Genomic DNA, 12,433 nt, shown 5'->3' on the forward strand with positions numbered 1-12,433 from the left:
ATGAGGGCCTTTTAATTTTATTATCTTATTAATTAAGCTTTTTGTGTTTTTTTACGCCTCTTTACCATACTGATAACAATCGGACTGGCAATATACAAGGAAGAATAAGTCCCAATTATGACTCCCACAGTTAATCCAAATGCGAATGAAGCTATTGATCTTCCTCCCAAAAGAAGCATAATAAAAACAACTATGAATGTAGTCAAGGAAGTATTTAGTGATCTTACAATAACTTCATTAATACTTTTATTGGTAACTCTCTCTATATCCATCCCATGATTTTTCGATCTATTTTCTCTTATTCTATCGTAAATAACAATAGTATCGTTTAAAGAATAACCCGCTAAAGTAAGAAATGCGGCTATAGCGGTTAAGTTCATTTCTATACCAAAGAGAGAATAAAAACCTAAGGTGATTAAAACGTCATGAGCTAAAGCTAAAATCGCTCCAACAGCATAGGAGAATTGAAACCTAATGGTTATATAAGCTAATAAAACCATCAAAGCAATAATAACAGCATACCAAGCATAAGATCGAATCTCCCTAGCCGCATAACCTGAAACATCATTGAATTGTTCAATGTTTAAATTGGAATCAGAAAAAGATTCTTCTAAACTATTTATAAACGCTTGTTTTTCTTCCAAGATAGGAAAAGAATCTCTTACTGTAATTATATAAAAGAATCGTTCCGAAGTTCCTCCACCAGGGTTAGTTTGAATTATCTTTGCGGTGGCATAATCTGGATTAATTGTTCGTAAACCGTTTCTCAATTCATCTATTGTATAACTTTTATCAAAAGATACGATAATCTCACTACCACCAGAAAAATCAACTCCAAAATTGAACCCTTTTACAAAAATCACTATTACAAAAAAAAGTATCAAAGCAAGAGATAAATATATGAAAAAATTCCTTTTTCCAACAAAATCTATATTTGGCATTATTTAGTGCCCCCTTTTCCCACAACAATTCCCTTCACATACTTTTCTGGCTTCAAGAAGTGAGAAGAACTTTCTAATAGCAATCTACTTACAACAAGGTTGGTGAACATTGCACCTAAAACACCTATTATGAGTGTGACCGCAAAGCCTCTAATAGTTCCACTTGTTAAAAAGAATAAAACTAAACCAGCTAAAATAGTCGTAATATTGGCATCAAAAATAGTTGAAAAAACTTTATTAAATCCAAACTTTACTGCAGTTAAAGGGGGCCTTCCTATTCTAAGTTCCTCTTTTATTCTTTCGTATATAATAATGTTTCCATCAACTGTGGTACCAAAAGTTAAGATTATTCCAGCGATACCTGGTAGAGTTAATATTGCTCCTGTCCAACTTAAAACTCCCATTAACAAAAGTGAATTATATATCAGAGCAATATCAGCAATTATTCCCATCCATCTATAAACTATAATCATGTAAATCATTACTATTATAAGCCCAATGATTCCAGCGTTTATAATTGTGGTCACAATATCTCTTCCCAAAGTAGGGCCAAGTGTTCTTTCTTGAAATTTAACCAAATCTACCGGTAAATTCCCTGACTTTATCAAAACAGCGATGTTTTGTGCTTCTGCCATACTCTCTATTCCGCTGATTTCAGCTCTTCCTTGCGATATCCTTTCTCTAACAACAGGTGCAATTATAACCTCATCATCTAAAATGATCGCAATCCTTTGATTTATTAAATTTGCGGTAGCCAATTCAAATTTCATTCTTCCCTCATTATTAAAATTCAAATTAACTACGAATCCAGCTCCTTGACTATTAAGAGAAGCTACGGCATCAGTGACATCTAAACCGGTAATCTGAAAAGGGGCATCTCCAAATTCGAAAACATTTTTTACCCTATACCAAAGGTTAGGGTTATTACTATCCTTAACGTAACTATACATTTCTATTTTTTCCCCATTTATTTGTATAGTTCTATTTCTTGTAATTTGTGGAGTAGTTGTAGATTCCACAACTTCCAATACTTCTGCAAAGTAAAGTTTCCCCTTACTACCTATAAGTTCTTCAGCCCTTTGAGTATCTGATATACCTGGAATCTCAACGCGAACTCTGCTTTCTCCACCGGAAACAACTTCGGAAACTATCGCCTCCGTGTAACCAGCATTGTCCATTCTTCTCCTTAGAACTGTGATTACATTATCTACAACATTAGAAGTATCCGCTTCTTCAGGTACATCTAAACTATACTCTAACAGTACTCCCCCTTGAATATCAAGGCCTAAATTTATATTTGGGAAAAAACCGAATATGCTTATATCATTCACATTATCAGATAAAGGTAGAATTAATCCTAATAGTGCAAAAACAAAAACTATTATAGTAAATAGTATTCGTATCCTTCTATTCCTCAACTATTTCACCCCCTGAACAAAGTTAAAGTTAAACAACTATTTTTTATCTTCAGTTTCGGTTTCTTCTGGTGCTGCTTCGGGCCTATCGCTTTTAGAAAGAACACCTGCAATAGCATTCTTCGTTATATCAATCTCTGTTTTATCTGCTGTTGAAATTCTGATTCTTTCGTTAGTTATCGATATTATCTTTCCTATGATTCCTGAGGATGTAACTATTTTATCACCTTTTTTCAAAGCAGAAAGCATTTCCTTATGCTTTTTTTCTTGTCGCCTTTGTGGGAGGAACAACATAACCCACATCAAGATTATGATTATTAAAAAGAACAACAATCCGCTGAATCCTCCACCACCTGTGGGAGCAGTTTGTGTTTGTTGGACTGTGTTACCAGCATCCGTAGCACCTGCTGGGCCAAAGTTTATGAAATCTAATACTTTTTCTAACATAGATACACCTCCAAGATTATTATTTCCTTAATTAGTTGCAATTTTGAGTCTTAAAAAATTTTATCACTGCTAGAATTTTGATATAATACAAATCATTACAAAAAATGTTTGTTCTTTAGATTGTATCATATTTTTCTTTTATGGTCAATGAATTCTTTACAGCCTATTAGTCAAATAATTTCTGAATATGTAATATTTCTTATATTTTGTGTTATTATATATATGGTGATAGATATTTGTTATTGATTTAAAAATTGCATTAGGGGGGGTTTAGATGGATGAACCCGTATACGCAAAAATTTTGGACGGAGACATAATCTTTTATTTTTCAAAGGGAAACACACAAAAAGATCTTTTCGAATATTTTAAAAAAGAACTCGTTAAGATGAAAGGTTTTTTTAACGTTGGAGATAGTTTTTACGTATATTTCGAAGATGGTTCCCAGCACAATCTATTAAATAAAATCGTAAAATTCGCCAATAATCTCCAATTAAACGTTGCAGGAGCGTATTTTGGCAAGCTTCCCGAAGGAAAAGTTGGAAACAAAGAGTTAAACCTTTCCAGTACCCAAATTTATAGAAAACATTTAAGATCCGGTCAAGTAGTACAAAATCCTGGTGATATTATAGTCTTTGGAAATGTAAACCAAGGTGCAGAGGTTAACGCAGGTGGAAGTATCATAATATTTGGCAAGGTATTTGGAACATTAAGAGCTGGAATTACCAACAAAAAAAACGCTTTTATTATTGCCTACGAATTAAATTCACCATTAGTAGAAATCGCAGGTATCCCTTTTTTCAACTACGAATGGCCAAAGTCTCCCGTTTCTATTAGGATAGTAGAAAATAAAGCATTGGTGGAACCCGTTGAATTGTGAAAAGATTCCTCTCATTTATTATCTTTATAAAACTTCATTGAAACTTTGAAAATAAAACGATAGCAGGCTCCGGGTAAGCGGAGCTAAAGCGGATTTTAGAGTTTCTAACAGTCGTATATGACAACCAAAAAGGAGGTTTCGAATGGATACTTCTACTTTACTAAAAAATTTATCCAATACCTTTGCAGTGTCTTCTTTTGAAAATTGCACCTTCCCTTTGATTGAAAAAGAATTAAAAAACATTTCACCCGATGTAAAATCAGAAAAAGTAGGAATAGGTAATTTAGTGGTAACTTTTGAAAATGAGAGTCCCAAAATTGCCTTTTTTGCACACGTGGATGAAATTGGAATAGTTATATCAAAAATAATCGATGAACATTTTGCTCGCATTTCTCCAGTTGGCGGAGTCGACCCAAGAACTTTGGTAGGAAAAAGGGTTCTTTTTAAAACAAATGACTCGGAAAAAATCGGCATAGTTGGGTTTTTAGCCCCCCACCTTCAAAAAAAGGAAGATAGGGAAAAATCTCCGTCATTTGATGAGCTTTTCGTCGATTTTTCCATTTCAGGTGGAACGAGCGATATCAACGTTGGTGATATGGGCGTTATACAAGTTCAAGCTGTTGACCTTGAAAACGGAAAGATATCAAATAAGTCTTTAGACAACAGAGTAGGTGCAGCAGTACTAATTAAGTCTTTAGAGTACCTACAAAATCTTAAATTTGAAGGACAATTGATTTTATCTTTTAACAAAGGTGAGGAAGTGGGATTAGTGGGAGCACAAGGTAGTGCCTACCATCTAAAACCAGATTATGCCATAGTAGTTGATGTAACTTTTGGCGAAAAACTACCGGAAAATATAGAGCCTATCAAGCTTGGTGAAGGACCAGTCATAGGTATAGGTACCACCGTTACCAGGAGTGTTTTCGAAGAACTAACAAAAACTGCTAAAAATAACAATATCAAATACCAAATAGAAACTTTTACTAGAGGCAGTGGCACCGAAGCAGATGTAGTACAAATATCTTCTACCGGAGTAAAAACAGGTGTTGTTTCAGTTCCGATCCTTAACATGCATTCTCCCAACGAAGTTGTAGATGTAAAAGATGTGGAAGAAAGCGCAAAATTATTATCTCTCTTCGCTTTAAATATTAGTTTAAATTGGAAAGGGCGTAGAAAATTATGAGGAAGTATTTAAAAGATTTAACCAATCTTCCTGGAATATCTTCAAGAGAAGAAAAAATAAGAGAGTACATAAAGTCAAAAGTTGCTAACAAGGTTGATGAAATCACTGAGGATAACATGGGAAACCTACTATGCTTAATTAAAGGTAAAGATTCTTCCAAAAAATTGATGCTGGACGCGCACATGGATGAAGTTGGCTTTATGATCACTAAAATAAATGAAGACGGTACTTTTGGCATATCTCCCGTGGGGGGTGTTGACCCAAGGGTAGTAAAAAGTCAGAGATTAAAAATCGAAGAAAAAATATCTGCTGTTGTCAATTCTACACCTATTCACTTAGAAAAAGAAATAGACAAAGTTGAACAGTATGAAAGTATAAAGGTCTACGTTGGATTTTCCAACAAAGAGGAAGCGTCTAAAAAGGTTCATTTGGGTGATATGGTTACATTTGATACTACTTATTATGAGGCAAATAACTATGCTGTGGCCAAAGCTTTTGATGATAGAGTTGGATGTTCTATTATGATGGATGTAATAGACTATTTTTTTGAAAAAGGCGAGAAACCCCTTTACGACACATACTTCAATTTTGCTACTCAAGAAGAAACTGGATTGAGAGGTACAGGAACTGTAGCTTCAAAAATACAACCAAATTTCGCTATTGTATTAGAAGGTACAACAGCAGGTGACAACCCTGAAAATACACAGGATAAATGGGCAACACATATTGGAAATGGACCTGTCTTAACATTCATGCATAGCGGTTTAGTACTTAACCAAGAAATCTTTGAAAAGATCGTAGATACTGCAAAGAAATTAGGTATTAATTTCCAATACAAAAGGCGAACGGCAGGTGGAACTGATGCTGCTAGACTTGCAAAGACCCTTTATGGAATTCCCGCTGGGGTAATATCTGTGCCGTGCCGATACATACATTCTCCACAATCTATAATGCATTTACAAGATTACGAACTTACCTACCAATTGGTAAAACAATTAGTTGTTAACACACCATTTTAAAGAGAGGGGGCAAAAAGTTGAAAGAGCTAATAAAAAATATCACTGAGCTTTATGGGCCAAGTGGAAGAGAAGACCAAGTGAGAGATTTTATAAAAGAACAGATTAAAGATTATGTGGATGATATTAAAACTGATAAGTTAGGAAATCTTATTGCCACAAAAAAAGGTAACTCTGGAAAAACTATATTATTTGACGCCCACATGGATGAAATAGGTGTTGTTGTTACTCACATTTTAGATAAAGGATTTTTAAAAGTAGAACAAGTTGGAGGCCAAAACCCTGTAAATTTAATTGGTTCCAGATTGATTTTTAATGGAAGAATAGGGGTTGTTGGAGTTGAGGGAGAAAGTGAAAAAGAATTAAAAGATAATTATAAGAACTTATCTTTAGACAACATATTTGTTGATATAGGCGTATCCTCAAAAGAAGAAGCGGAAAAAATTGCTCCTATAGGAACTTTTGGAACTTTCGCCGAAGGTTTTGTGGATTATGGTAATTATTGTATGTCAAAAGCAATGGATGACAGGATAGGATGCGCTATTTTAATAGAAAGTATAAAAAATATGAAAGATAATCAACACACCGTTTTATTCGCTTTTACAGTCCAAGAAGAAGTAGGTTTGGTCGGTTCTTTTGTTTCCTCTTATGATTACCAAGTCGACAGAGCAATAGCTGTTGATGTCACTGATTCCTTGGATACTCCAAAGGCTCTTAAAAGAATGAGCATGGCCTTGGGAAAAGGACCTTGTATTAAAATAAAAGATAATCTTTCTGTTAGTGACAGAGAAGTTGTAGAGTGGATAAAAAATGCTGCTTTGGCAAACAATATACCGTATCAGTTCGAGGTATTAACCTTTGGAGGAACAAATGCCGCGGGTTATCAAAGAACCAAATCTGGAATCCCTAGTGGTACCATTTCTATCCCTACCAGATACATACATTCACCTCACGAGATGTTATGCTATAGCGATGTTGAATACACGGTGAAACTGTTAAATACACTTAGTAAAACGAATTTTTAGAAGCTTATTTTTCACGTTTGAGGAGGAAAATTATGGTCAATGTAGCGTTAATTGCGCACGATAAAAAAAAGTTAGACCTTGCGCTCTTTGCCAAAGAATGGAAGGATGTATTTAAAAATTGCAAACTTTATGCTACAAAAACCACAGGAAAGATTTTAAAAGAAAAAGTTGGATTGGAGATACAAACTTTTGAATCTGGACCATTGGGAGGAGACTTACAAATAGGCGCTCTTGCTGTCAGTGGGAAAATAGATTTTGCCATCTTTTTGAGGGATCCATTGACAGCCCAACCACACGAACCTGATGTATCTGCAGTTTTACGTATTTGCGATGTACACAACATCCCTCTTGCTACTAATTTAGCAACCGCTGAGGCGATAGTTCTAGAAATTCAAAAAAAACTTAATAATTAAAGTTTATTATCTTGACTATCAATTTGATGATTGCCTGTACTTAATGGTAGAACAATATTTGGTAAAGCAGCTTTCATTAAAATTTCGTTCAAATAAATTCTAATATAGGGCCAAAGAACATCATCAACAAAATTCTTAAGGAAATACTTTTTGGCCCTTTTGTTTTTTGAAAAACTTTCGAAATCCGTTTCCGTTTCGAAAATCTCTCTGAAGGTCAAAACATAATAAGCTATTCTCTTTTTTTCCCCTTCTAAAAAGATCCTGTAAGTAACAATTAAATTTAAGTCAATATTTTTTTGTTCATATACGTATCCTCTTTCGATAGATATTTCAGAAATTTTTTCAACTTCTTCTTTATTTGTTCTCTCGAAAAAAACACTTTCCAAAAAAATATCCTTTAAAATTATATCTTTCAATATACTTATTTTTTTATCAGTTTTTTTCATAAAACTCCTCCCAAAGTTTATGAATTTTTTGTCATTAGTAGCTTTATTTCTTTTTATAATTTTAAGTGAAATATTTTTTGAAAATTATCATTTTTAGAAACGTCATCGCTATTTATCTCTTTATCATCTCTAGGCTCAAAATATAATTTGATACTCCCACCCAATACTTCTGTCAATCTTTGCAAAAACAAATATGTTGGATTGTAGTTTCCTTTTTCAAATTTAGAAATTATCGCCTGAGTTGTTCCCATTCGCTCAGCTAAGTTTTTTTGTGTGATTCCCATTTGTAATCTTCTTTTTTTAATCTCATATACTAATTCTAACAAAGCTTTTTTATCGATAGCTCCCCATTTCTTTTCATTTTCATTCAAAACTTTCACCTCCAAAATTAGAATAATTATACTGTTTTTAGAAATTTTTAAACAAGTTTTACTGCCGCTTATTTCTTGAAAATTATTTTATTCCCTAACTAAGTTTATGAGAAAATATCTTAAAAGATTTTTAGCGTTGTTTTTTTACTTAATTGTAACCTATTTATGTTCTAAAAAGATTAAAAATGTGTTATAATATTTATCGCTTTGGTGAACAAACTAATTTACAGTAAGAAGAAGGGAGTGAAAAAGTGGAACTTTTTGAATATATTTCTAGTAGTTCAAGTATTATAATTAGAGAATTTTTAAATCATTTAAAAATCATAGGTTTGTCATTACCTTTTTCTATAGGTATAGGAGTACCAACTGGAATTTTCATATCAAGGCATCCTAAAGCCGCAAACATAGTCATCTACATTGCTAGTATTCTTATGACTATTCCCAGTTTGGCGCTTTTTGGGATTATGGTTGTAATTTTATCTCCTTTTGGAGCTGGCTTAGGGGTTACACCTGCTGTGATAGCTTTGATTATATACTCTTTACTTCCAATTATAAGAAATACATTGGTAGCTATTCAAGCTCTTGATCCACAAATGATAGAGGCTGCAAAAGGAATGGGAATGACTGAATCTCAAATATTATTTAAAATCCGTTTACCTTTATCGATTCCTACCATCATGTCTGGTGTAAGAAATGCTGTAGTAATGGGAGTTGGAGTTGCTACTTTAGGATATTTTGTTGCTTCAGGAGGATTAGGATACTTTATTTTTGCTGGATTAAGCAGGTCAAGGTATCCAATGGTAATAACAGGGGTAATACTGGTCTCAATTTTGGGTGTTTTGGCTAATTATCTTTTACTAAAATTTGAGGATTTAATTACCCCAAAGGGTCTTAAAATTAAAGAATAAGATAAAAATCACAGGAGGAACATTGAAATGGCAATAAAATTAGTTGATCTCACAAAGAAGTATGGCGATTTCACTGCCGTTAATAATTTAAATATTGAATTTGAAGACAATAAATTAACTATTCTAATAGGTCCGTCTGGATGTGGCAAAACAACTACCTTAAAGATGATCAATCGTTTGATTGAAAGAACATCGGGTGATATCCTCTTCAACGGAAAATCGATAGACGATATGAATCCCATACAATTGAGAAGAAGCATAGGTTACGTTATACAGGAAATTGGATTATTCCCTCATATGACTGTATTTGATAACATAGCTGTAGTTCCAAGGCTTTTGAAATGGACTGAAGAAAAAATAAAAAAGCGGGTATACGATCTACTAGATTTAGTAAATCTTGAACCAGATGTTAATGCTTATAAGTTTCCAGCACAACTATCTGGAGGCCAAAGACAGAGAGTGGGAGTAGCAAGGGGGCTTGCGGCCGATCCAGACATACTGCTCATGGATGAACCATTTGGTGCAATAGATCCTATCAATAGAGAAACATTACAAGATGCATTTCTTGAAATTCAAGAGAAAATCAAAAAGACTATAATATTTGTCACGCATGACATAAGGGAAGCTATTAAATTGGGTGATAAAATTGCAATCTTCAAAGATGGTGAATTAGTACAGTACGATGATACACAAGATATTGTCCAAAACCCAAAAAATGATTTTGTAAAGGACATATTGGGGGAAGATAGTCAATTCAAAGCTTTGGAATTTGTAAAAGTTAGCGAAGGATTGTACAAAGATATGCAAGTCTTTAAAATTGATGAGGATCTTTCAAATATTAAAAGTACTATACAGAGTAATTATCCTATCACAATATTTGTTGATAAAAATAACAATTATAAAGGCTTTATAGAAACTAAAAGATTGAATAGAATTGATGATTCATCTAAATTACGAAGCTCTTTGAAAAAAGATTACGTCACTACAAAATCAAGCCTTTATGAAGCATTGAATAAAATACTAAGTTCTTCCAGTACAAACATCCCCGTAGTTACCGATAAACAAAAGGTAATAGGAGTGATCAACTTAAAAGCTATATTTGAACAAATGTCAAATAAAGCAGAGGTTTGATAAGAGGAGGATAATATGGAATTTTTTACATACGTTGCTGAAAACCTTGGTTATATGGGAATAAAGACTTTAGAACATCTTTATTTGTTCGCAACTTCGTGGGCAATTGCCATAGTTGTGGGAATGGCAATAGGAATATATGTTACCCGCCCAGGAAGAGAGAGAAGTGGAAGAATAGCGCTTTCAATCACAGGAATAGCCCAGGCGGTCCCAAGCATTGCCGTTATTGCTCTCGTTTTTTTATTCATGGGAATAGGCCCAGCCCCGGCGATCTTCGCTCTGTTTTTATACAGCATAGTTCCTATAACTTTTAACACGGCATCTGGACTTTTCGGCATTGATAAAGGTATGAAAGAAGCGGCAAGAGGAATGGGAATGACTAAAAGAGAAATCCTGTGGAAAGTAGAAATCCCAAACGCTATGCCTACTATTTTTTCAGGAATAAGAAATGCAGCCATAATAAATTTAGGAACAGCTACAATCGCGTCAGCCATAGGTGCTGGGGGATTAGGAGAATTAATTTTTATAGGTCTTGGGACTTTTAAATTCGAGATGATATTAGCTGGAGCTATTCCAGTATCTATAATGGCCGTTTTAATTGATTTTGCACTCTCTATAATACAAAGCAAAATGACTTCGGAAGGTATTAAGTTACAAAATGAATAATGAAAAAAACTTTTAAATGGAGGTGTTAACGTTGAAAAAATTGGCAGCACTTATGTTAGTTGTAGTGTTTTCTTTGACTGCAATATTTGGTGCAACTTTAACCGTAGGTGCAAAAAACTTCTCAGAACAGTATGTCCTTGGAAACTTGGCTTCACTGCTACTTGAAGAGAATGGCTTTAACGTTGTTGAAAGGTTTGGTCTTAGTTCTCTCGTCGCTAGACAAGGTTTGACAACAGGTCAGATCGATTTATATCCAGATTACACTGGAACCGCTTGGGTAACTTACCTAGGCCAAGAAGAACTGATCACTGATCCAGATGAACTTTTAGAAAAAGTCAGAGAATTAGATGCTGAAAATGGTATTGTTTGGCTTGATAGGATAAACGCTAACAATACTTATGCCCTTGCTATTCGTCAAGAAGATTACGAAAAATATGGTTTCGAAACTCTTTCTGACTTAGTTGCTTACTGGAACGAACATCCAAAAGAGTTTGTGGTAGGAGTTGGTTATGAATTCTATGAAAGACCTGATGGTTTCTTTGCCTTCGCCGAACACTATGGTTTGGATATTCCTGATTCTCAAGTATCAACTATGCAACTTGGATTAACCTACGAAGCAATTGCAAACAATAAAATAGATATTGCAATGGTTTTCGCTACTGATCCAAAAATTTTAAGATACAACCTACATGTACTAGAAGACGACCAAAACTTCTGGCCTTATTACCATATCTCTTACGCAGTTAGAAAAGATACACTTGATGAATACCCTGAAATTGAAGAAATTTTGAGACCTCTCACACTCTACCTAAACCAAGACATTTTAATAAGGCTAAACTACAGAGTTGATGTTGAGGGTGTTGAACCAGAAGTTGTTGCAAGAGATTATTTAGAAGGGTTAGGTTTGATAGATTAAACGATCTTATATTTAAACTAACAAATAAGGGTGAAGGGCATCTCTTCACCCTTATTATTTGAAGAAAAAGCTAATCGGTGATATGTCAAGGGGTAAAAACCAAAAAAATTGTTAAAAATTAGTGTAACTGACAATGCCCATACTTTCAGAAAAACTCAAAATAGGCTTGAAAACACAAAAAGATTCACTTGTATCTATTCAACTTAGTAATTCGAATAGATTCGATTTTTGCTCAGCAATGCAAAAATCATGCGAACCAACTTACGAGCCGTGAGCGCGAGGGCTCTTTTGTGTTGATGAGTGGTAACCTCGTAGTATTTTTTCCAGTAGTACTTTTCAAACTCAGGGATATAATTTTTAACGGAGCTAGCTGCTTCGATGAAATAGTATCGAAGATACGGGTTACCTGTTTTAGTCATTTCTGTCTCGTCGGAGGAATAATTCCCTGATTGACGTTTTCTCCATGTCAGTCCTGCAAATTTGGCCAAACTATCGTGAGATGGAAAGGAAGCTATCGTACCTATCTCACTGATGATGCCAGAGGAAATAACTGGACCGATACCCTTGACAGAGATGAGTGATTGATATTGGCTGGGATTAAGCCCTTTTACCGTTTTTTCAATAGCCTTATCAACGGTTTCTATTTCCTTTTCCAAGGCTTTTATTACGTTTAAAGAA

Annotated in this window: 15 protein-coding genes; 9 read left to right on the forward strand and 6 right to left on the reverse strand. The window is 34.2% G+C overall.

The window, feature by feature from the left end:
• Positions 1–32: 32 nt before the first annotated feature.
• From secF to yajC, 3 genes are read right to left on the reverse strand one after another with little or no spacing between them, the layout of a single operon-like run.
• Entirely contained in the window at positions 33–941 is a 909-nt protein-coding gene (secF, locus tag AD60_RS05920) for a protein translocase subunit SecF (protein WP_103876746.1), read from the reverse strand.
• Positions 941–2,359 (reverse strand): protein translocase subunit SecD, encoded by a 1,419-nt coding sequence (gene secD / locus AD60_RS05925; protein ID WP_103876747.1) that lies wholly within the window; start codon positions 2,357–2,359, stop codon positions 941–943. The genes secF and secD overlap by 1 nt, the downstream gene beginning before the upstream one ends.
• Positions 2,360–2,395: 36 nt before the next feature.
• Complete coding sequence (gene yajC, locus AD60_RS05930) at positions 2,396–2,803, reverse strand: preprotein translocase subunit YajC (protein WP_103876748.1); 408 nt, start codon at positions 2,801–2,803, stop codon at positions 2,396–2,398.
• A gap of 274 nt (positions 2,804–3,077) precedes the next feature.
• On the opposite strand from yajC, the gene minC reads away from it, so the two are divergent.
• The 5 genes from minC to mgsA all read left to right on the forward strand — a co-directional run bounded on the left by minC (position 3,078) and on the right by mgsA (position 7,317).
• Positions 3,078–3,680 (forward strand): septum site-determining protein MinC, encoded by a 603-nt coding sequence (gene minC / locus AD60_RS05935; protein WP_103876749.1) that lies wholly within the window; start codon positions 3,078–3,080, stop codon positions 3,678–3,680.
• Between the two features lie 142 nt (positions 3,681–3,822).
• On the forward strand, positions 3,823–4,863 hold the full coding sequence (locus AD60_RS05940; protein WP_103876750.1) for a M28 family peptidase: 1,041 nt from the start codon (positions 3,823–3,825) through the stop codon (positions 4,861–4,863).
• Positions 4,860–5,882 (forward strand): M42 family metallopeptidase, encoded by a 1,023-nt coding sequence (locus tag AD60_RS05945; protein ID WP_103876751.1) that lies wholly within the window; start codon positions 4,860–4,862, stop codon positions 5,880–5,882. Before AD60_RS05940 ends, AD60_RS05945 begins: the two co-directional genes overlap by 4 nt.
• 17 nt (positions 5,883–5,899) lie before the next feature.
• Positions 5,900–6,904 carry a M42 family metallopeptidase gene (locus AD60_RS05950; protein WP_103876752.1) on the forward strand — a complete coding sequence of 335 codons (1,005 nt, stop codon included), beginning with the start codon at positions 5,900–5,902 and terminating at the stop codon, positions 6,902–6,904.
• 32 nt (positions 6,905–6,936) lie between these two features.
• The gene (gene mgsA, locus AD60_RS05955) at positions 6,937–7,317 is read left to right on the forward strand and encodes a methylglyoxal synthase (protein ID WP_103876753.1); all 381 of its coding nucleotides are present in this window, start codon (positions 6,937–6,939) and stop codon (positions 7,315–7,317) included.
• Here the strand turns inward: mgsA and AD60_RS05960 are convergent.
• Both AD60_RS05960 and AD60_RS10090 read right to left on the reverse strand, forming a co-directional pair.
• Positions 7,314–7,763, reverse strand: coding sequence for a hypothetical protein (locus tag AD60_RS05960; RefSeq protein WP_103876754.1), 450 nt, complete (start codon positions 7,761–7,763; stop codon positions 7,314–7,316). The two genes, mgsA and AD60_RS05960, sit on opposite strands and share 4 nt — an antisense overlap.
• Positions 7,764–7,816: 53 nt before the next feature.
• The gene (locus tag AD60_RS10090) at positions 7,817–8,134 is read right to left on the reverse strand and encodes a helix-turn-helix domain-containing protein (RefSeq protein WP_158248394.1); all 318 of its coding nucleotides are present in this window, start codon (positions 8,132–8,134) and stop codon (positions 7,817–7,819) included.
• A gap of 251 nt (positions 8,135–8,385) precedes the next feature.
• On the opposite strand from AD60_RS10090, the gene AD60_RS05970 reads away from it, so the two are divergent.
• Genes AD60_RS05970 through AD60_RS05985 form a run of 4 tightly spaced genes read left to right on the forward strand, consistent with a single transcriptional unit; the run spans position 8,386 to position 11,755 of the window.
• On the forward strand, positions 8,386–9,042 hold the full coding sequence (locus AD60_RS05970; RefSeq protein WP_103876755.1) for an ABC transporter permease: 657 nt from the start codon (positions 8,386–8,388) through the stop codon (positions 9,040–9,042).
• Between the two features lie 27 nt (positions 9,043–9,069).
• Positions 9,070–10,173 (forward strand): ABC transporter ATP-binding protein, encoded by a 1,104-nt coding sequence (locus tag AD60_RS05975; RefSeq protein WP_103876756.1) that lies wholly within the window; start codon positions 9,070–9,072, stop codon positions 10,171–10,173.
• 15 nt (positions 10,174–10,188) lie between these two features.
• Complete coding sequence (locus AD60_RS05980; protein WP_103876757.1) at positions 10,189–10,839, forward strand: ABC transporter permease; 651 nt, start codon at positions 10,189–10,191, stop codon at positions 10,837–10,839.
• Positions 10,840–10,861: 22 nt separating this feature from the next.
• Positions 10,862–11,755, forward strand: a complete 894-nt coding sequence (locus tag AD60_RS05985) for a glycine betaine ABC transporter substrate-binding protein (RefSeq protein WP_233186831.1) — start codon at positions 10,862–10,864, stop codon at positions 11,753–11,755.
• Positions 11,756–11,958: 203 nt separating this feature from the next.
• Here the strand turns inward: AD60_RS05985 and AD60_RS05990 are convergent.
• Positions 11,959–12,433 (reverse strand): transposase (locus AD60_RS05990; protein WP_146048833.1); only part of this gene is annotated, 475 nt, incomplete at its 5' end.

It is taken from the genome of Petrotoga sp. SL27 (assembly GCF_002924605.1).
GTDB classification, from domain to species: Bacteria; Thermotogota; Thermotogae; order Petrotogales; family Petrotogaceae; genus Petrotoga; species Petrotoga sibirica.